The 19,572-nt window shown below is 40.7% G+C and carries 18 protein-coding genes and 2 pseudogenes; 10 read left to right on the forward strand and 10 right to left on the reverse strand.

Annotated features, from left to right (window positions below):
- Positions 1–38 precede the first annotated feature (38 nt).
- Positions 39–1,004, reverse strand: a complete 966-nt coding sequence (locus RG608_RS10805; protein WP_308946957.1) for an aromatic acid exporter family protein — start codon at positions 1,002–1,004, stop codon at positions 39–41.
- A 152-nt stretch (positions 1,005–1,156) separates the two neighbouring features.
- Here RG608_RS10805 and rlmB point away from each other — a divergent pair, with 152 nt between their 5' ends.
- From rlmB to rpsI, 5 genes are all read left to right on the forward strand, one after another.
- Complete coding sequence (rlmB, locus tag RG608_RS10810; RefSeq protein ID WP_268687776.1) at positions 1,157–1,885, forward strand: 23S rRNA (guanosine(2251)-2'-O)-methyltransferase RlmB; 729 nt, start codon at positions 1,157–1,159, stop codon at positions 1,883–1,885.
- Positions 1,882–2,403: an NYN domain-containing protein gene (locus RG608_RS10815; protein ID WP_002902298.1), complete on the forward strand. Its 522-nt coding sequence runs from the start codon at positions 1,882–1,884 to the stop codon at positions 2,401–2,403. The genes rlmB and RG608_RS10815 overlap by 4 nt, the downstream gene beginning before the upstream one ends.
- Positions 2,393–3,256: a DegV family protein gene (locus tag RG608_RS10820; RefSeq protein ID WP_268687775.1), complete on the forward strand. Its 864-nt coding sequence runs from the start codon at positions 2,393–2,395 to the stop codon at positions 3,254–3,256. Before RG608_RS10815 ends, RG608_RS10820 begins: the two co-directional genes overlap by 11 nt.
- Positions 3,257–3,436: 180 nt before the next feature.
- On the forward strand, positions 3,437–3,883 hold the full coding sequence (gene rplM, locus RG608_RS10825) for a 50S ribosomal protein L13 (RefSeq protein WP_002893769.1): 447 nt from the start codon (positions 3,437–3,439) through the stop codon (positions 3,881–3,883).
- A 19-nt stretch (positions 3,884–3,902) separates the two neighbouring features.
- Entirely contained in the window at positions 3,903–4,295 is a 393-nt protein-coding gene (rpsI, locus tag RG608_RS10830) for a 30S ribosomal protein S9 (RefSeq protein ID WP_002902303.1), read from the forward strand.
- Between the two features lie 109 nt (positions 4,296–4,404).
- Here the strand turns inward: rpsI and RG608_RS10835 are convergent, their stop codons facing one another.
- The 6 genes from RG608_RS10835 to RG608_RS10860 form a co-directional block, all read right to left on the reverse strand.
- The gene (locus tag RG608_RS10835) at positions 4,405–5,622 is read right to left on the reverse strand and encodes a tyrosine-type recombinase/integrase (protein ID WP_268687774.1); all 1,218 of its coding nucleotides are present in this window, start codon (positions 5,620–5,622) and stop codon (positions 4,405–4,407) included.
- Positions 5,623–5,690: 68 nt separating this feature from the next.
- Positions 5,691–5,951: a helix-turn-helix domain-containing protein gene (locus RG608_RS10840; RefSeq protein WP_268687773.1), complete on the reverse strand. Its 261-nt coding sequence runs from the start codon at positions 5,949–5,951 to the stop codon at positions 5,691–5,693.
- 48 nt (positions 5,952–5,999) lie between these two features.
- Positions 6,000–6,851: a replicative protein gene (locus RG608_RS10845; RefSeq protein ID WP_268687772.1), complete on the reverse strand. Its 852-nt coding sequence runs from the start codon at positions 6,849–6,851 to the stop codon at positions 6,000–6,002.
- 227 nt (positions 6,852–7,078) lie between these two features.
- Positions 7,079–7,804 carry a type IV secretory system conjugative DNA transfer family protein gene (locus tag RG608_RS10850; protein WP_268687771.1) on the reverse strand — a complete coding sequence of 242 codons (726 nt, stop codon included), beginning with the start codon at positions 7,802–7,804 and terminating at the stop codon, positions 7,079–7,081.
- Positions 7,804–8,415 carry a hypothetical protein gene (locus tag RG608_RS10855; protein ID WP_308946958.1) on the reverse strand — a complete coding sequence of 204 codons (612 nt, stop codon included), beginning with the start codon at positions 8,413–8,415 and terminating at the stop codon, positions 7,804–7,806. The genes RG608_RS10850 and RG608_RS10855 overlap by 1 nt, the downstream gene beginning before the upstream one ends.
- Before the next feature lie 11 nt (positions 8,416–8,426).
- Entirely contained in the window at positions 8,427–8,801 is a 375-nt protein-coding gene (locus tag RG608_RS10860) for a hypothetical protein (protein WP_268687769.1), read from the reverse strand.
- 216 nt (positions 8,802–9,017) lie between these two features.
- Here RG608_RS10860 and RG608_RS10865 point away from each other — a divergent pair, with 216 nt between their 5' ends.
- Positions 9,018–9,464: a hypothetical protein gene (locus tag RG608_RS10865; protein ID WP_268687768.1), complete on the forward strand. Its 447-nt coding sequence runs from the start codon at positions 9,018–9,020 to the stop codon at positions 9,462–9,464.
- Positions 9,465–9,629: 165 nt separating this feature from the next.
- Positions 9,630–10,706, forward strand: coding sequence for an Abi family protein (locus RG608_RS10870; protein ID WP_268687767.1), 1,077 nt, complete (start codon positions 9,630–9,632; stop codon positions 10,704–10,706).
- A gap of 334 nt (positions 10,707–11,040) precedes the next feature.
- Here the strand turns inward: RG608_RS10870 and RG608_RS10875 are convergent.
- Positions 11,041–12,190: pseudogene (locus RG608_RS10875) on the reverse strand (YcjF family protein).
- Positions 12,190–12,417 carry a hypothetical protein gene (locus RG608_RS10880; RefSeq protein WP_268687766.1) on the reverse strand — a complete coding sequence of 76 codons (228 nt, stop codon included), beginning with the start codon at positions 12,415–12,417 and terminating at the stop codon, positions 12,190–12,192. The pseudogene RG608_RS10875 and the gene RG608_RS10880 overlap by 1 nt, the downstream one beginning before the upstream one ends.
- A gap of 203 nt (positions 12,418–12,620) precedes the next feature.
- Here RG608_RS10880 and RG608_RS10885 point away from each other — a divergent pair.
- Positions 12,621–12,932, forward strand: a pseudogene (locus tag RG608_RS10885) (alpha-L-glutamate ligase); the annotation flags it as partial.
- A gap of 282 nt (positions 12,933–13,214) precedes the next feature.
- Positions 13,215–17,432 (forward strand): GH32 C-terminal domain-containing protein, encoded by a 4,218-nt coding sequence (locus RG608_RS10890; RefSeq protein WP_308946960.1) that lies wholly within the window; start codon positions 13,215–13,217, stop codon positions 17,430–17,432.
- Positions 17,433–17,581: 149 nt separating this feature from the next.
- Here RG608_RS10890 and RG608_RS10895 read toward each other — a convergent pair whose 3' ends face one another.
- Positions 17,582–18,418, reverse strand: coding sequence for a helix-turn-helix domain-containing protein (locus RG608_RS10895; protein WP_268687764.1), 837 nt, complete (start codon positions 18,416–18,418; stop codon positions 17,582–17,584).
- Positions 18,419–18,504: 86 nt separating this feature from the next.
- On the opposite strand from RG608_RS10895, the gene RG608_RS10900 reads away from it, so the two are divergent.
- Positions 18,505–19,539, forward strand: a complete 1,035-nt coding sequence (locus tag RG608_RS10900) for a dihydrodipicolinate reductase (RefSeq protein WP_268687763.1) — start codon at positions 18,505–18,507, stop codon at positions 19,537–19,539.
- The last annotated feature ends 33 nt before the right edge of the window (positions 19,540–19,572 follow it).

Below are 19,572 nucleotides of genomic sequence, written 5' to 3' on the forward strand. Positions count from 1 at the left end.
TTCAACTCCTTTTATTATTTATTGGAAATAGCGCAGAGCTAATTTGCTTGCACCTTTTGGTAATTTTCGTAAAATTCCACCTTAATTCTAATAAAGGTTTCCAAGTCTCGCAAAAGCTGCAGAAGCATGGCGCGGGTTTCAAATTCCTGGCGGGTCTTAGGGAGTGGCCTCTCACGAAATACGTTCAAATAGTTGTCAATCTCGTCCAAGAGGTCTCGGGCGGGATTTTTTTGGCTCAGTTGCTTAGCGGTTTGGGAGAAGAGGCGGGCTAAAATCAAGCTTTCACTGGCTGCTAGATGGCAGTTATTGATATTGCTGGCCATGTCTTGCAGGATACGGTTTTGGGCCTGCCGCATTTCAAAATAGTGGATACGGTAGTTGGTCTGGTGAAAGAGGTGGTTGGAGTGGTCAAGATAGACCAGCTGCAAGGCTTGCTGCAGAATCTTATCCAGCTCCTTGATCAGAGCCGCATCATTTCGGCCGTCTCCAGCTTTTAAGAAATGCTCAAAGCGCAGGAGAATCTTTTTCAGCTGTTCTTCCACTTGCTCGTGGTAGCTGTCAATTTCTTGCTGGCGCGAGGGCATATAGAGATTGGCAAGGAGTGCAAAGCCAGTTCCAATAAGAAATAGAGCTAGCTCATTTCCAAGCAGAGACCAGGAAGTGGATTTTTCTAAGAGCAAATGGGTGACCAGGACGGTGCTGGGTGTGATGCCGATTTCCCAGCCAAGGCGAAAGGCCAGAGGCACATAGATCGCGATATAGATGGCCAATGCTCCGAGATGAAAACCTAGGAAGTGAAAGGCCAGACTTCCGATAGCCAGAGCCAGCAGGGTGGATAAAAAGCGATTGCCAGCTAGCTTTGCAGTGCTGCGGCGGGTATCAGTCACGCTGAGGATAGCAATGATTCCGGCTGAAGTTGAGTAGGCTAGACCTAAAAAGTCAGCCAGCCAAGCAGCTAGGCAGGTAGCTAGTACTAGCTTAATGGTGCGTTGGAGGAGAGACACGAGTAAGAGTTTCCTTTTTTAGATTTCTTTCTATTATAGTACGACTGAGTAGGATTGTTAGGGCTGGCTGATTGCTTTTTATCAGAGCAGAATTCTGTCTCGCCCGAGTAAATCCTGCCACCATTTTTTCGCCTTTGTGTTATACTAGTCCTATGGAAAAAAACGATATTGTCTATGGTGTGCATGCGGTGACAGAGGCTCTCGCGGCTAACACTGGAAATAAACTCTACATTCAAGACGACCTGCGTGGTAAAAAGGTCGATAAAATCAAAGATTTAGCAGCGGAAAAAAAGGTTTCCATATCTTGGACACCTAAGAAGACCTTGCAGGAGATGACTGATGGTGCTGTTCACCAGGGCTTTGTCCTGCGGGTGGCGGAGTTCGCCTATACTGACTTCGAGGTGCTGTTGAAAAAAGCAGAGCAGGAAGACAATCCGCTTTTGCTGATTTTAGACGGGCTGACTGATCCGCATAATCTGGGCTCTATCTTGCGGACGGCTGACGCGACAAACGTGGCAGGAGTCATCATTCCCAAGCACCGGGCAGTCGGTGTGACACCAGTTGTGGCCAAGACTTCAACGGGTGCCATTGAGCATATTCCCATTACCCGTGTGACCAATCTCAGCCAGACTCTGGATAAGCTCAAGGAAGCTGGTTTCTGGATTTTCGGTACGGATATGCAGGGGACGCCTTCTCATAAGTGGAATACGGCAGGCAAGCTGGCCCTCATCATCGGCAACGAAGGTAAGGGAATCTCCAGCAATATTAAAAAACAGGTGGACGAGATGATTTCCATTCCCATGAATGGCCATGTCCAGAGCCTCAATGCCAGTGTCGCAGCGGCTATTCTCATGTATGAAGTATTTCGCAATCGCCTATGAAAAGAAAAATCTTACTGGTGGACGGCTACAATATGACAGCCTTTTGGCGGGAGACTCGTCCTTACTTTAACCGCGGAGAGTTAGATGCTGCACGAACGATTCTGCTCCAGAAACTCAGCAATTATGCCAGTTTTGAAGGACTGGAAGTTATCTGCGTCTTTGATGCCCAGTATATGCCTGGAGTTCGGCAGACCTACGAGGAGTTTAATGTAACTGTCGTTTTCACTGAGGAGGAGGAAACGGCGGATGACTATATCGAACGCTTGGCAGCTGAGCTCAATACACCCAAAAATCAGGTGTCGGTTGCGACCAGCGATCTCAATGAGCAGTGGACTGTCTTTGCCCAAGGGGCTTTGAGAGTATCCGCTAGAGAGCTAGAGAAGCGAGTGGCTGTTACCAAATCAGACCTCAATAAGCTGAGCGGACAAATCAATCTGCAAAGACCACCTTTGCGGCCGATGGACAGCCAATCTTTGCGTGATTTACAAAAAATGATGGAGAAAAAAGATGACCTTTAAAATTTTAACCGATTCAACAGCAGACCTGCCAGAAAACTGGACCCAGGAAAATGATGTGCAGGTCCTAGGCCTGACTATTCAACTAGATGGCCAAACTTATGAAACAGTTGGTGCAGGCAAGCTGACCAGCCAAGAACTTCTGGATAAGATGGAGTCCGGCAGCAAGCCAACTACCAGCCAGATCAATGTCGGCCAGTTTGAAGATGTCTTTCGAAGCTATGCCAAGGAAGGGACACCAGTTCTCTATGTAGCCTTTGCTTCTGCTCTATCAGGTACTTATCAGAGCGCAGTCATGGCACGGGAGATGGTCTTGGAAGATTTTCCAGATGCGCTGATTCGCATCATTGATACCAAGGCTGCTTCTATGGGAGAGGGACTTTTAGTCATGAAGGCAGCAGAGGCTAGAGCTGCAGGCCAGACCTTGGAGCAGACAGCAGACTTGATTGAGAGCTTGGTGCCTAAGGTCAAGACTTATTTTCTGGTTGATGACCTCAATCACCTCATGCGGGGCGGTCGGATTTCCAAAACTGCTGCGCTTATGGGGAGTCTGGTCAATATCAAGCCGATTATCGCTGTCAAGGGAGATGGGACTCTGGACTCTGTCGCTAAGGTTCGCGGTAAGAAAAAGGCGCAGGCAGAAGTAGTCCGCATGACTCTGGATGGAGTTGCTGACCCGCGGGTGGTCATCGCCTATGCAGGTGCCAAAGAGATTGCTGAGAGTTTGAAAGCCCAGCTGCTGGAAAGCGATCAAGTGGAGGAAGTCCTCCTCATGCCTCTGGGACCTGTCATTTCTACTCACACTGGTCCTGGAACTTTGGGACTCTTTAGTATTGCTCAAGACATTCAAGACTAAGAAAACATGAAATCGCTATTTCATAAATAATTGCTTCAAATCTATTGCTTTTGCCTACTATTTTTGATATGATAGTAGGCGGTATTGTTTACCCCATTTGTAAGGCCCCGGAACCTTTCAAATAACTCGCGGACCGGAACATCCGCCTTGTAAACAAAAACGATATTCATAGGAGAAATCATGAACAAAACAACATACATGGCTAAGCCAGGTGAAGTTGAACGCAAATGGTATGTAGTGGACGCTACTGATGTCCCTCTTGGACGCCTTTCTGCTGTTGTAGCAAGCGTACTTCGCGGAAAAAACAAACCAACCTTTACACCACACACTGATACAGGTGACTTCGTAATCGTTATCAACGCTGAAAAAGTAAAACTGACTGGTAAAAAAGCAACTGATAAGATCTACTACACTCACTCTATGTACCCAGGTGGATTGAAACAAATCTCAGCAGGTGAGCTTCGCTCTAAGAACGCTGTTCGTTTGATCGAAAAATCTGTTAAAGGTATGCTTCCGCACAATACTCTTGGCCGCGCTCAAGGTATGAAGCTGAAAGTATTTGTAGGCGCTGAGCACACTCACGCTGCACAACAACCAGAAGTTCTTGATATTTCAGGACTTATCTAAGGAAAGGAACAAATAAGCTATGTCACAAGCACAATATGCAGGTACTGGACGTCGTAAAAACGCTGTTGCACGCGTTCGCCTTGTTCCAGGAACTGGTAAAATCACTGTAAACAAAAAAGATGTTGAAGAGTACATCCCACACGCTGACCTTCGTTTGGTTATCAACCAACCATTCGCAGTTACTTCAACTGTTGGTCAATACGACGTTTTCGTAAACGTTGATGGTGGTGGCTACGCTGGTCAATCAGGTGCGATCCGTCACGGTATCGCTCGTGCCCTTCTTCAAGTAGACCCAGACTTCCGCGATTCATTGAAACGCGCAGGACTTCTTACTCGTGATGCCCGTATGGTAGAACGTAAGAAACCAGGTCTTAAGAAAGCTCGTAAAGCTAGCCAGTTCTCTAAACGTTAAGAACCAGCTACAATACAGACTTTACAACACTTCATGGTTCACACCATGGGGTGTTTTTTGGGTGATTTTTAGCAAAATTCACACCATTTTTCACACCAAATTCACACCATTATTTATTTAGGGAACGATAAGCAATCTCTCCAACAGCCATTGGAATCACATTTGAAGTGTTGACATAAGTCTTAGTTGTAATCGTATCACTATGTGTAAGAGCTTCTGAAATAGCTTCTAATGATGTTCCAGCTTGTTTTGCTAATGTTGCTCCAGTATGGCGTAATTTATGTGGCGTAGCATGCGCAAGTTCTGGATGACGGCGCTTGATTGATTTCATCTTGTTGTTGAGATAGTCAGAATGTAGAGGACTGTTAACATTGCCTTTCATATCGATATAAGTAAAGATATACTGTTCATCAGATTGGATAATGCCGAATTTGGCTAGTTCAGTTTTTTGCTGCTTTTTCCATTCTTGAAGCAAGTTAGCTAATTCAATAGGAATTTGGAATGTTGTCTTTTTATTTCCCTTAGTTGATTTGACATTCTTATATTTATCTAAGGCTTGAACTAATTGAATTTCTTGTTTATTGATATTGACATGTTTCCATTGTAGGGCGTAACTTTCTGATTTTCTATCCCCTAAGAAAAAGGTTGTATAGAACAGTACATAGTCTTTGAATAAGAGTTTATCGTTTCCCAAGTCTTCCTCAAATGCTGTGAACCATGCTTGAAGCTCTTCTTGTGATAGATACAAGTCTTCATCCTTTTTGGCTTCTTGTAATTTAATTTTCTTAGTTGCTTTGATACGGCTTATTGTTTTAGATAGGCGATTAGTTTCTATATATTCTAATTCCTCAGCCCAATCAAAGATAGAATTGACATAACTTCTGATAACCTTGAAGTTTGCGTATTCTTCAGCTTTTTGAGTTAGCAGATTCAATACAACTTGCTTATTCTGGTTAAGAAATTCAATTGAGTAATTCCCAAGCATAGGTAAAATATGCTTTCTAAAGACAATTCCTGTACCGGTAATGGTGGCTTGTGAGGGTGGTTTGGTAGTAGAGGTTGTCTGTCCTGCTTTATAGGATTCCCACCAAATATTGTGATAAAAATCTGAAAAAAGGATTGCGCCACTATTATTTAATGATTCACTTCCACCATTTAGAATATTATCAATTCTGTTTTGTAGTTCGAGTTCGAATTTTTTGGCTTCACTCCTTAATTTGAAACGTTTTTCTATCACTTTTTTATTAGTTCCAAGTGAAGACTTTACTTCCTCTGGGATGTAGATTCGTAAGCGATAGGTTCCATTTTTAGTTTTTGAAATAGACATAGTATTCTCCTTTTGAATTGAGCTAGAAAAATACCGTGGCTTTATTATAACAAACCACGGTAGAAATGCTAGTGTTTTTGTAACCAGCGATTGATTTCTGTTTTATTAAAGCGAACAATTTTTCCGATTTTGATAGTAGGAAGCCCCTTTTGAATCCATGAATCAAGAGTATTGTTGGAAATTCCTAGATAGTCGCAAGTTTGCTGTTTGTTCAAAAATGGACTTCTAAGAGTGCTATTGTTCAACCGATTTTCGATTTCGTGCTTGAGTAAGTCAGCAATCAAAAGCTGAATTTGATGAATCTGTTCATCTGGTAGAATAACTTGCATTAGTTTCTCCTATTCTGTGGTAAAATAGAAGTAGTGATAGTATTTTCACTACTCTTTAGGTCTGTCAGTTGCCCCGCTAAAAGTATCTGACAGGCTTTTTATGTTATCGTAAAACTCCGTTGTATATTCTTTCACACCATAAGGAGTTTCATGCTTTGTGGTACGCGAAAATGTCGGAGGACTGTTAATTTTATAAGTTTCCATAAGCTCACCCTTTGTTGTTGTAATTTCCAAAGGCTTTTCAATTCCTCTGCTAGTTCGATAAATTCTGATACCCTTGGGATACATGTATAGGCGCGCACCTTTTATAATTGCTTTGTTTGGTGAACCCTCATCACCTATCTGCAAATTAGATAAATAAGCAATCAAATAATTTCCAACCTTATCAGCTCTCTTTAACCTCTTGGTCTTTGTAAAACCTTTCCCCCACATCTTGGCAAGGTCATTGTTAGGAATTGTTAGCTCGGAATCGTTCTTTAATAACACATGCAAATGCCACCTTCCACTAGCTTGTGGTTCAATGACCGTAATATAATCAACATTTCCAAACTGATTACGAATGCGTCGAATGAACGCTTTGAAATCCATGTAGACAATTGCTGGCTCGGTAACATGGTCACGATAAGTCAACGTAATCCAGAGCTGATTTTTCCCACCAGTAAAATTATGGGCTATAATTCGTCGTAACTTTTTCATGGTTTGCTTTGTTGACTTCAGATTATCTAACCTACTATTGCTTGAAGTATCCATGTCATGAATTTCTCCAGTCTCAAGATTTACGTAACGCTTGCCTTCTATCACTTTGATAGTTTGTTCTTGTTGACCGTTAGCGGTTGTCATTTCGATCGTATTACCATACACGTAACTTTTTACAATTTTACCAAGTTCTATTTGTTCCATACTTCATACCTATAAAAATATGTTTTGTGCTTTTGTATGACGCTTATCAAGTTAAGGCGTCGCAATCACGATGTTTAAATTCAAATTTATTCCATGGTTTATTGACAATAGGGACCCTAAAATTATAAAACTGATTGTGTTGGCACGGCGAACAAAGTTCCACCGTACCACCCCAACCAGTCTAATTTATTTTAGCCTATCGTCAACAACTTTCACGGCATAAAAATTTAATCATCTGGAAGCGGGCGCTCTAACATGTTAAAAATTTCCTGATGAACTTTGTTGAAATCTCTAACATGTCTGACTTTTATTTTTTGAATAGGCTGACCATCCCATTGTAGCCAACCATAGCCAGCTGGGAGATTCTTTTCTAGAGTTTGACCATCATCTAAGTCAAACATTGATTTGGCAACAGATGATTTAAGGTGACCTAAATTCAAAAATCCAGAAAACTGTGCTCGTGCATCACCACCAAGTACATCTGCCATGAGTACTTGGGTACTAATAAGTAAACGAATATTCAATGAGCGACCTTGAAATAAGAGTAACCTAAGTTTTTTCTTATAGTTGTCTCTAGTTTTTTTATCTTCAAATTCTTCGAACATTGAGACTAGTTCATCAATGTATACAACTAGATAAACTCGTTTGCGGTGTGTATTTTCTTTCCTCTTCTGAAACTCATTGAATGATGAATCAATTACTTTATAGGCGTCAGTACCAAGAAAAATATTGGGAGATGAGCTCGCAAACCGAAAATCCTCTCCTTTGGGGTCTCCGACCATAAGGCAAGTGTGTCTGGTTTGCAGTGCTAGACATGCTAAGATAAGTTTACAAGTACCAGTTTTATAACTTCCTGTCCCTCCTAAAACATTGAAATGGTAATGGGTATGTAAGTTCCAACCTACATACCCGCCACCTTGTTTTTGGAAGGGCTGAATAACAGCCTTATCCATTAGAATACCTCGTCTTCGTCATGGAAATCATCTGGCTTACTAACTTCCTGTTGGCGAGCAATACGATTGAACTTAGCCAGTTCGCTATAGTTCAGTTGAACCACGAAACACCAGCCAATATTTTGAAGATTTTGGCAAGTTACTGAGTCAACAGCGAAATCAAGACTGTATTTTGACACAACACCTTGAAGATATGATTCCACATCGGATAGTTCATTACCTCTAGTTTGTTTAGTGATAGGGATATACAAATACCATCCATTATACCAAATTTGATTGGTAAGTTTGAAGTTTGTATCATTTTCGAATCTATAAATAAGTTCATTTACAATAGCATTTAGAGCTGTATTATAATGCTTTATCTGGAGTTGGTTGTGTTGATACTCAATATACTTATTAATACCTTTTTTCGACCAAAAGCTAATATTTTTAAGCTGATTGTGACTTTTAGCGAATGCAAGTCGTAATATTGCTTCAGTACTATTATAGCCAGACTGACCATTAGCTATATTCACTTTATTGTCTATCCACAGAATAGCAAAGTTAGTACTAACCAAGAGAGTGTAAAGAAAGAACAAAGTAGTTAAAATTTTAACAATAAATAAGAACATGGTAATACTCCTTATAATTCTACAGCTTCATCTGCTTCGATTACTGACGCAGTCAAACTCAGTTGATTCCTATATTCTCCATAGATTACTGCTTTTTCAATGTTAGTAACCTCACATGTCGTTAACATTGGTTTGAAAGATGAATAATCGTCGATTGACGCAAATGGAACTTTTACCAGTAGTTGCTCTCCGAGGTTCGTTTTATCATTTGGGTATTCACTGCTATCTTTATAAATTAGCAGTGATACCTTTACTCCTTTTTCAAGTTCGGAACCTGTATCGGTTTTCTCTATCCAACGTGTCGCAGAGATGAAGCGAAGTTCTTTACGTGAAAAAAATTGAGGTGCATTGAATGCAGTAAAGTGCGATAAATTTTTTAATGACATAAAGATGTCCTCCTTAATAAAAAATGTAACAGAAACAAAAATTAAGATTAGTTTCTTGGGCGATAAAAGTTTAGAAACAAAAATATTTATTTGTTTCTGCTTATAGTGTATCAAAAATTATGAGGCGTGTCAACAAAAAAAGAATCTTTTTTTAAAAAAAGATTCTAATGAGAGTGAAAATATGATATAATAGACTTACTTTAAGGAGGTATTTATATGAAACTAACTAGAAAAACAATCAAGGAACTATGTCTTGGTCTTACTAAAGCCACTTTAGAATTTGCTGGCTATGAGTTAACAGATGAGTCGGGGTATTTATTAGCACAGATAGATGAAAAGACACCATTATTAATTTATTGTGTAAGTAAACAATTTTCTTCAAATGAAAGTCCCACTTTTAAAGCAGATGGGAAAGCTTTAATTAAGTTGATGCACTTTGTAGAATCTTATCCTGAATCGCTAAATCCCTGTATTGCATATACTTTTACAAAAGGGAATATATCATCATTCGAAACAGTAATAGTCCCTGTTGAAGATATTCGAGAATTGACTAGAGTTGGTGGAGTATTTTCAGATTCAGGAGGTCATCTACATCTGAATACGGATTTGACTTCCGATTTACCGAAGTCTGCTATTTATAAAAAATGGAAGATAGTTGAATAATTCTTATTTACTTAGACACTTACTTTAGTTACTACGGGTGCATATATATATAAACGTTGACAAATATTTTATGTTTTGTTATACTTATCTTAGATTTGAAGTCATCGAAGGTACCGTCAGGTATAACTAGGTGGCCTTTTTTTATACATAGAGGGAATATTATTTATGTCAGATAACATATTTGAACTCAAAAATTTTAAAGAATATTTACCATTGGAAGTTGATATTTCTGATAAAGATTGTTTACGTTATAAACCGGTTTTAGCACCAACTCAATTGAAGAAAGAAATTGAGCCATCGTTATCGGAAGAGAAGCTTTATGACCACATGAAAAATAACTCTAACTGGGATTTCTCCAAAGAAGATTGCGATGATTTTTATAAAGAAGATTGCGTTAATTTTTTAAGAGATATTGATTTTCAATCATTCTCACAGTATGGTAAGCTAACGGAACGTAATTATTTCAAAGCAAAATCTGCCTATTTATTTGACAGCTATTTAAGAAATTTTCTTCAAGAGATTTTAGAACGTATTGAAGTTTTTTTGAAAAAGAGTACCTCAGATGCTATAACATTGGGCTATAATAAAGAAATCTATATTTTTGAAGATGATGAGTTGTATTATAATGAGAGTAAAAAATATAGTAAGGATGACGCCCATAGGAAAGATTTAGTTCTTCGAACGAAATATTATTTATCTAGCCTGATATTGCAAAAAAGTGAAGATAATATAGTTCAAAAACAGATATCTGAATTTGGGGTAGTGCTTCCTTGGACAGTTTTCCGCTTGATGACATTTGGGAATATTTCTTCTTTTTTGGTTGCGTTGCAACCTCTTTATAGAACTAAGGTTGCTTCCTATGTGAGTTCACCCTTAGAACCAACAAATAAAATTGCCGCTAAGGTATTGTTGTCATGGTGTAATGCTCTTCGCTACTTGAGAAATATCTGTTCCCACAATGGACGTTTATATGGTCGGTTGCACAATACGTTACCAGTTATTCATCGTGCTGATGAAAAATTGTTGTCTAATTGTTTAAATAATGATGTTAAAAAATTATTTGTCTATTTTGTGGCAATGAGGCATATCATAATATCTATGTCTAAAGAGTCACATTTATTTTGGAATGATAAGTTAGAACGATTGTTGGAAGAGAGTCATCGCTATGAAATCAATTTTGTAAATTATGGTTTTCCAGAAAATGGGTTTGAGTTGCTAAAAATCCAGAAAAAGAATGCATAAAACTAATAATAACAAAAATGGTGTGAACTTTTTGGTAAAATCTAGCTCAATTTGTGTATTTTTAGGGTAAAATTCACACCATTCAACTGAAAGTTATTTAAATTAGATGAAATTATGTTTTCTGTAAATGTGGAAAAACATTGATTTTAAGTGGATATTGAAATCTATTCAAATAAAAATGTTTCCAACCAGGTCTTAAGAAAGCTCGTAAAGCATCACAATTCTCAAAACGTTAATCAAAGCGATTATATCAACCTTTACAGACATTCAAGAATTTTCTCTTGGATGTCTTTTTTGATGTAAAAAGCAATTTAACCTAAAAATACACCAAGATTTAAAATCTTGGTGTATTATTTTTTTTAGATAATTGTTCTCTAAAAAGTTTTGTCATTTGTTTTTGACCGGCAGGAGTACCTAGCGCTTCTTTGCTTATTTCTCCTTTAAATATTTGTTCCATTAAAAATAGGTAAGCCTCGCCCAAAGCTGTTGTAATTAATCCAGCGGTAGTTCCGGAAATCGTTCCGCCAACTGCCGTTCCTACTCCGGGAATAAATTTGAGGATATTAGAAACTATTGTTTTTCCAAGGAATGTTGCTCCCCCAGACCCTAAAGTTGAGGATACAAAGGCGGTTAGAAAAGTTTTATTTATATCAAGCCCAAATATTACTGTGATGCCAGTAATCATGCTTATCTGGGTTGGAACAAGCATGAATGCATCTGCGAATGGAACCGGAGCGAAACCTTCACCAAAACTTGCTGCTACTGCTGTAGCGATGACTGCCCTAGCATGTTTTTTTAGATTCCAGAGATACTTTTTGGATGTTTTGCAGTGTATCCTGTAGTTCAGATGGCAATACCTCAGACATTACATCAATCAAAGTATCTAATCCAAAAGCTTTAGCGACATATTCCTCATCAAAATCCATATCTTGAGCTAAAATTGGCACAACTTTACAGACGTCTAAGTTTTCCTGCTCAACATGAGCTTTCATTTCTAGTGCTTTCTTCTTAGGTACAGATTGAGTAAGGACAACAATGATTGGTACCTTAGACGTTTTATTCTTCTCAGAAAACTCTCTGAGCCATTCCGCTTCTGAACTATCGAAAGTACGGTTTGAACCGACATTAATACAATACCAAATGCAGTGAATCACCTCATTGATATCATTAGAAGAGTAACCGTTGTTAATTAGTTTGATGACCTCATCTTTGACACTCTCCTGTTGGGTATATGACAATTCAAAGCCAGGTGTATCGTAAATAGCCAAAGGATATCCGGTTTTTTCAATTTTACGAATTTCCTGAGTTACCGGTCTACCCAGTCCAGTATCAGCAAAATTCCCTCTAAACAAACTATTAATTAGTGTGCTTTTGCCAACACCTGATTTGCCAATGACGATGATGTTTAATTTTTTTAAATTATTAATTTTATCATTAATCGCGTTGAGACATTGCTGCGCAATAGTATCTGTATTTATTTGCATTATCTTCTACCTTTGTTATAGTCAGATTTTTTAACTAACGTGTCTTTCCAATCAAGACTGGCTTTTAGATGATTGGTTAGTGTTACTTGTTTTTTATATACATAATTTCTAGTTTTTTTCAATACTCTAGGCAGAAGAACTGTAGAGGCTAAAATTAAAGCTCCGCTTACGAAGATGTATCTTGCAGTAGATGATTTTCTCTTTCTCGTGCCTTTTTTCTTTGACATAATATTTCTCACTAATATGATTTTTAAAATAATTATATCATATAAGAAATTAAAAGAGTCAATTTAATGATTTTGTTTATCTCTTTGTTTTAAAGATTTTAGAATAAATTCTTCGATAGAAATTGAAGTAATGTTAGCAGTGATCTATTAGCTGTAATGAAGAGGGGGCAAAGATATTGAAGATATAAAAGTAGTTATGTGAGTTTCAACTTTGTCCGGCAGATGGGTGTCAGATTGGACAAAGTCCTGCTCAGCTAGAGACCTCAGATAAGTTTCAAATCACAGAGCCGCTGCCTGCTAGTCAAAGACAGGCTTACGAGACATTTCTAACTCAGGCTGGAATTGATGTGGCAGCTATTGAGTGGGTAGAGTCGGAGACAGGTCAAATCTATGTCTATGATGTGAACACCAATACCAACTATAATCCGACAGCAGAAGAAAAAGCAGGAATTTTTGCTCATCAGTATCTGGCAGAATATCTAAAGAACGAGCTGGCAACATCCTATCCAGAATAAATTTAAAAAGAACAAGAGCTTTCCGTTTTGGAGGCTTTTTGTTTTTTCTTCATTCATTTCTAAAATATGACATCTGTCATTTTGTTTTTGTGACAAACGTTAGGTGAAGCGCTTACAAAAATTTGTTATATTTAGACTATTGAGATTGCTTCTTTTTTATAAAGGAGTTAGGTGCTAAACGAGGTGTTCATTTTGAACAAGAAAAGGTGAAAGGAGTGCGTTATGTAGCAGTAATTTGGTTGTGAGGAGTCTGATTTTATTTTTAGAATATTGAGGTGCATCATGAAAAATCATCAGGAAAAAGTGTGTAAAAATTGGTTTATGAGAAAAAGCGGCAAGCGTTGGGTGTTTGGGTGCGCCCTGCTGGCTTTTGGAGCTTTCTTGTTAGATGGTGGCGGTGTGGTTTATGCAGATGAGGGTAATACTAATCCAGCCCCTACTCAGGTCTTGCAGGCTGATTCATCAGCTGTCTCGGAGGCTGAGATCGGGCAAACAGCTGATCCTACAAGGAATGCCGATAAGGTAGAAAACTCTGTAGCTGAGGAGACAGCTGCGGCTGCAGCGACGGAAGTGGGTAGTCAGGATGCAGCAGTGGGGTCAGCCAACCAAAAGGCTGATAAGGATAATCAAGTCACAGCAAACGCTAAAGAGACCAAACAGGAAGAAGACGAACAGCCAGCAGCGAAGGAAGTTGCTTCGGAAAAGCTCCCTGCTGTAGATGAGCAGTCAGGCTTCAATACTAATTTGGCAGAAGTCAAGGGAGACAAAAATGGAGTTTGGGAAGTCCGGGAGCAAGGACTTTATAGTGATGCCAGAGGCAAAGGTGATAGTTTCCTTTACTCTCAAAGTCAGGGCAGAGACTTTGTTTACTCGACGGATGTAACTTTCCTCAGTAAGGAAGGGGCGGCAGCCCTCATTTTCCGCAGTAATAATAATCCGGATGACAAGAGCAGCTATGCAGTTAATATTGATGGTGGCAGCAACAATGTGAAGTTTTGGCGTTGGCAAGGCGGGCGTGACTATCAGTTTATCAATGAAAAGCATATCGAGCCTACGGATGATAATAAATATCGGCTTAAGGTTGTTTCTATCGGCTCTTGGGTATCCTATTATGTCAATGATATTCTAGTGGCCAGTTCAGGGGATTACACGCTTCAGAGAGATGACAAGGGGCAGAATACTTATCTGTCAGAAGGCTATTTTGGCTTACTAAATTGGAATAGCGAGCTGCTTTTTCAAAATACCTTTTACAAAGAAATCACTCCTCAGTCTAATCCCGAGTTAGAGGATATCAGAGTGACTTCTTCGGTTGGGAAAGTGGAGCAGAAAGGTCAGTTTACTGCCCCTATCACTATCCAGTATGTCAAGCATGATGCTGAGACTGTAGACTTGACTGTCGTAGCGAAAAATCCTGCTGCCAAGGTAAGCGTGACCGATGCTGCAGGTAGGGTTTATAGTGATTTGAAGAATATCCCGCTGGCAGTGGGGGCAAACTATCTGGCTGTGAGCAGCACTGTGACCGATGCGGATGGGCAGGAGGTCCGCCTGACTTACCGGCTCAATGTCCATCGTCGGCAGGCAGATGAGGTATACTACAATGAGCTCTATCGCGGTCAGTATCATTATTCGGTCAAGGACGGTTGGGCCAATGATCCCAACGGGCTGGTTTATTACAAGGGAGTCTATCATTTCTTCTATCAGTTTTACGACGATACAAAGTGGGGACCGATGCACTGGGGCCATGCGACCAGCAAGGATTTGATTCATTGGGAAGAACAGCCGATTGCCTTTTATCCGGATGCTAATGGGGCTATGTTCTCAGGTTCTATCGTAGCAGATACTACCAATTCCTCTGGTTTGTTTGACAATGACCAGGGCGGTTTAGTCGCGCTAATTACTGCCGACGGAAACGGTCAGCGCATCAAGCTGGCCTACAGTAAAGATGAGGGCCGGACTTGGACGAAGCTTGATCAAATTGCAGCTGACTGGACGGATGATCTACTGCAATCTCAGGATTTTCGTGATCCCAAGGTCTTCCGTTGGGAGGGCAAATGGTTTATGGTCGTCGCAGGCGGACCGCTGAGAATTTATTCCTCTGATAATCTGCGTAATTGGAAGGTGGAGTCAACTTATGCGTATCTCCATACAGAGTGTCCAGATCTTTATCCTTTACTGGCAGACGATGGTAGCCTTAAGTGGGTCCTGTCTCGTGGCGGGCGCTCCTATAAGGTCGGTGATTTTAGACAGGTGGAGGGCAAGTGGACCTTCGTCCCAGATGCTGAGTTTACTCAGGCTGATCAGGTCATGAACTTTGGTAAAGACTCTTATGCAGCCATGACTTACTACGTTCAGGACTTTGGCAGCAAGGCTAATCCAACCCTACCTGACATTATCGAGTCTAACTGGATGAATACCTGGGAGGACTACTGTAATCTGGTAGCCGATACCGTCGGTCAGAAGTTCAACGGAATCTTCAATCTTAACCTCAAACTAGGCCTTATCAAACAAGACGGAAGCTATCGGCTGACTCAGACGCCAATAGCAGCCTATCAGTCTCTGCGTCAGGAAGACAAGACTGTGTTGTATAAAGACGTGGAAGTTAGTGAGAAGAATGAGCTGTTGAAAGATTTTTCCGGTGATCAGTATGAAATTGTCTCTACTTTCCGGCCGAGTGAAACGACCAAGAAAGTCGGTTTTAACCTACGGGTTGGAGATGGAGAAGTGACTAGAGTTACCTATGATTTAGAAAAGGAAACTCTCTCTATTGACCGCAGCCGGTCCGGCATTCTTCTCAGTAATAAATTTGCTCAGGTGGATAGTCAGTCCGTCAAACGCAATGCGGATGGCAGCATAGATCTGCATCTCTACGTAGATCGCTCCAGCCTAGAAGTCTTTGCCAAAGGATATACTGTGGCAGGTGCCAATCAGATTTTCCCTGCGCCAAATAGTCTTGCCGCTAGTGTGTTTGTAGAAGGTGGTGCAGCTAAGGCTGACATTGCTCTTTATCCGCTGAAGGGCATCTGGAAAGACAAACAGGCAGTGACCAAACCACTGGAACTAGTGCAGGCTTCTCCTGTAACAAATAATATTTATGTCGGCGATGCTTTGGATTTGAAAGCATATATCATGCCAGCAAGTGTCTCTCAAGCGGTCAGTTGGAGTGTGGCTCAGCCAGACCTAGTCTCTGTCACGGAAGATGGCAATAAGCTGCGAGTGACTGCTCTGCAAAGGGGTGTGGTCAAGATAACGGCGACCTCTAAGGAAAATCCAAACCTTTCCAAGGTCTTCACCATCAATATCAGCCGTAATGACTTTAAGACCAATGTTCCAGATCTAAAAGCTGTTTCCGGTAAGTGGTATGTCGACGGTGAAAGCCTCTATAATCAGAATACCAGCGCCAATGATTATTGTATGGGAGGTCAGAAGATTCCTTTCTCTGAGTATAACTTGGATGTGGACCTCAAGTATCAAAAAGGCTTGATTAATATTTTCTATGCGTCTGAAAATGTTGACCCTCGCAATGCTTATTCTATTCAATTTGGCGATAATGATAAGATTCGACTTTACCGCTTTATGGGAGAGACGATTGCAGAAAGTAGCATGAATGGCAAGCATCTTGATGACAGCCAGTTCCACCATGTTAAGCTAGTGAAAACTAAAAATGGTGTCAGTGTATCTGTGGATGGTGTAGAATACCTGAACCACCAATTTGATACGGTTGAGCCTTATTATAATGATGCCTACGTCGGTCTGGGACTCTGGGATGGGGACTTGGAAGCGCGTAATTTCTTTGTGACCAATCTTCATGCGCCAGCAGTTAATAAGGCTTCTCTGCAGAAAGTGGTAGACAGTACGGCTAGTCTAGATCCAAGCCTCTACACAGATGAGACAGTTCAGGCTTACCAGGCAGCCTTGGCTCAAGCTCAGTCTCTCTTGGCAGAGGAAAAAGCGGAGCAGGCGGATTTAGATAGAGTAGAGCAGGAACTGAAGACAGCTCTTGCTGCTCTGGCTGTGAAACCAAGCCATCAGGTCACTCCGGAAGAAGGGATAAAGGACCTAGTGGAAGAAAAGCCTTTCTTAGAAGTCATAATGGAAGAGATTGCATATCAGACTCGAGAACAGGAAAATCCAGAACTGGAAAGAGGACAGAGGAGGATACTTGTAGCTGGCCAAAAAGGTCAAAAGCGAGTCTTTGTAGAAGTCTTGAAGGGTCAGCGAACCATCCTCGGTCAGGAAGTGCTCTCTCTAGCAGTTGACGAACTAGTAGAAGTTGGAAGCAAGGTGGTGGCTGAAAGTGCTAAACAGCCTTTGACAAGGACCCAGCCTCAAGCTCTGAAGCAAGGTGAGGAAGGGAAAGTTATTCCGTCGCCAAGATTGCAGCCAAATTCAGATTCAGCTCTGCCTAAGACTGGCACTCAAGAAGATAAGTTTTTGCCTCTGGCTGGTTTAGCTTTTCTGGGAATGGGTCTTCTAGCTGGAAGGAAGAAACAAGAAGACTAAGATGCTAAGCAATGGTTATTTGCACATAAAAAGGATGGGTGTTTTCCCGTCCTTTTTTGATATAGATATGGCTTGCGAAGTGATTAGTTTTTGGCTGAGCATGCTCTAGTATCTGGCAAGAAATTTCGCCACATCCATCTTCCTCTTTTTTACTCCGCTATCCGAACTTGCATCCGGATGAACATATTGCGGTGCTGCTCCTGGAGTTGTGGCTGTTCATGAATCACCTCGCAGATATAATCGCCCACAGGAGTATATCCAGCTTGGGTCAGAGCCTGGTAAAAATGCGGCAGGGCTTTAAGTTCATCTGCAAAGGAAGAGCAGTAAGCAACAGCATAATTTCCTGCCGGCAACAATATTCGATTTAAGTGAGGGAGTTCATTGGGAGTATGATGGAAGAGACAGAGTTGTTTGGAAGTCCATCTTTCTTTTTGGAAATCTTCTTGTTTCATAATAGAGCCAACACGACTGAAATGGGTGAAAAAAGGACTGTAACGCAGGATTTCTTGCTTGAAGCAGCGGAGAGCAAGTTCGTATTCTTCACTTTTCATTTGATAAATATTTTGATCAATTTCAAAAGTAAGCAGCTGCCGCTCAGGAAAAGTTAGGATTTCCAGCTCTTGCTCGCTCTGTTTTTCGCCATAGATACGGGCACCAGACCGAAAGATTTCGATTTCTTGGATTTGTTTTTCTAAATTCTCTTTTTCCTCTAGAAGGCGCTGATAGCGTTCCTCGATAAGCTGATGCAGTTGAAAATGGTCTTTGTCAGATAGGATTTCTTTGATGTCTTCTAGAGAAAAATTCAGTTGACGCAGGTACTGAATGGAGTCAACCAGAGAAGACTGATTGATGTGGTAGTAGCGATAGTTGGTTTCTGGATCGACTTTATAGGGTTTTAAAAGACCGATTTGGTCATAGAATCGTAGAGTTTGGATGGAAATCTGATTTATTTGGGAAAATTCTCCGATACGCAAAATTTTTTTCATTTTTTAAAACCCTCTATTGACTCTCTAGTTACTAGAGATATTATACTATAATTGTGAAAATAATAACAATTAATGGAGGATTTGCCATGAGAAATACAAAAATTCGTGCTGTCCAATATGGCTGCGGCAAGATGTCTAAAGTGATTTTCAAGTACCTATTGGATCACGGTGTAGAAATCGTCGGAGCTATTGATAACAATCCTGCTGTAGTAGGGCAGGATGTTGGTGATTTTGCAGAGCTAGGCTATAAGACTGGTGTCCTGATTTCTGATAAGGCTGACAGTGTGTTTGACCAGTGTGACGCTGACATTGCCATTGTCACCATTGCTTCCTATATGCCGGAAATGTATGATTTTTTTGAAACAGCCATCAAGCATGGAGTTAATATCATCACGACCTGTGAGGAAGCGATCTACCCTTGGACGACCTCGCCATCCGAAACAAACCGCTTGGACAAGCTGGCTAAAGAATATGGTATCACTGTAATGGGATCTGGCATGCAGGATATTTACTGGATTAATATGCCTTGCTTGGCTATGTCTGGCCTTAATCGCATTCAAAAGGTGAAAGGGGTTGTCAGCTATAATGTGGAAGATTATGGTCTGGCTCTCGCAGAAGCGCATGGTGCTGGTTACGATTCAGAGCGATTTGAAAAGGAAATTGCCAGTGCTGAGAGCCTGCCGTCCTATATGTGGAATGCTGCTGAAGCTATCTGCTCTAAGATGAACTGGACAATTCAGGATATTTCACAAAAGAGTGTTCCTTACATTTTGGATGAAGATGTTTATTCTGAAACGCTGGGACGCACGGTTTCAGCGGGGCAAGTAACGGGTATGTCAGCTGTGACGACCATTCATACCCATCAGGGAATTGAGTTGGAAGTAGAGTGTATTGGCAAGGTCTATCGTGAAAATGACGGAGATATGTGTGATTGGGAAATTACTGGTGAGCCAAATCTAGCCTTTTCAGTCAGCAAGCCTGATACCGTAGCCTTGACCTGTGCCACTATCGTCAATCGAATCCCTTCTGTATTAGACGCACCGGCAGGTTATGTAACTTCAGAGTTGGCGCGTGAGTTGGCCTATCCGACTTATCCGCTTCATACCTATGTGGAAAAATAGCAGAGCTTATAACTAAAATACACCTCCCGCATC

This window comes from Streptococcus sp. IsoGale022 (assembly GCF_031142805.1).
In the GTDB taxonomy this organism is placed as follows: domain Bacteria; phylum Bacillota; class Bacilli; order Lactobacillales; family Streptococcaceae; genus Streptococcus; species Streptococcus sanguinis_A.

Excerpts from the sequence above, each read along its gene's own strand:
- RG608_RS10880 (WP_268687766.1), bottom strand. The coding sequence starts at position 12,417 with ATGTCAAAGAAAAAAGGCACGAGAAAGAGAAAATCATCTACTGCAAGA.
- rlmB (WP_268687776.1), top strand. The coding sequence starts at position 1,157 with ATGGAAAAAAACGATATTGTCTATGGTGTGCATGCGGTGACAGAGGCT.
- RG608_RS10840 (WP_268687773.1), bottom strand. The coding sequence starts at position 5,951 with ATGCAAGTTATTCTACCAGATGAACAGATTCATCAAATTCAGCTTTTG.
- rplM (WP_002893769.1), top strand. The coding sequence starts at position 3,437 with ATGAACAAAACAACATACATGGCTAAGCCAGGTGAAGTTGAACGCAAA.
- rpsI (WP_002902303.1), top strand. The coding sequence starts at position 3,903 with ATGTCACAAGCACAATATGCAGGTACTGGACGTCGTAAAAACGCTGTT.
- RG608_RS10815 (WP_002902298.1), top strand. The coding sequence starts at position 1,882 with ATGAAAAGAAAAATCTTACTGGTGGACGGCTACAATATGACAGCCTTT.
- RG608_RS10890 (WP_308946960.1), top strand. The coding sequence starts at position 13,215 with ATGAAAAATCATCAGGAAAAAGTGTGTAAAAATTGGTTTATGAGAAAA.
- RG608_RS10820 (WP_268687775.1), top strand. The coding sequence starts at position 2,393 with ATGACCTTTAAAATTTTAACCGATTCAACAGCAGACCTGCCAGAAAAC.
- RG608_RS10845 (WP_268687772.1), bottom strand. The coding sequence starts at position 6,851 with ATGGAACAAATAGAACTTGGTAAAATTGTAAAAAGTTACGTGTATGGT.
- RG608_RS10855 (WP_308946958.1), bottom strand. The coding sequence starts at position 8,415 with ATGTTCTTATTTATTGTTAAAATTTTAACTACTTTGTTCTTTCTTTAC.
- RG608_RS10850 (WP_268687771.1), bottom strand. The coding sequence starts at position 7,804 with ATGGATAAGGCTGTTATTCAGCCCTTCCAAAAACAAGGTGGCGGGTAT.
- RG608_RS10835 (WP_268687774.1), bottom strand. The coding sequence starts at position 5,622 with ATGTCTATTTCAAAAACTAAAAATGGAACCTATCGCTTACGAATCTAC.
- RG608_RS10865 (WP_268687768.1), top strand. The coding sequence starts at position 9,018 with ATGAAACTAACTAGAAAAACAATCAAGGAACTATGTCTTGGTCTTACT.
- RG608_RS10860 (WP_268687769.1), bottom strand. The coding sequence starts at position 8,801 with ATGTCATTAAAAAATTTATCGCACTTTACTGCATTCAATGCACCTCAA.
- RG608_RS10895 (WP_268687764.1), bottom strand. The coding sequence starts at position 18,418 with ATGAAAAAAATTTTGCGTATCGGAGAATTTTCCCAAATAAATCAGATT.
- RG608_RS10870 (WP_268687767.1), top strand. The coding sequence starts at position 9,630 with ATGTCAGATAACATATTTGAACTCAAAAATTTTAAAGAATATTTACCA.
- RG608_RS10900 (WP_268687763.1), top strand. The coding sequence starts at position 18,505 with ATGAGAAATACAAAAATTCGTGCTGTCCAATATGGCTGCGGCAAGATG.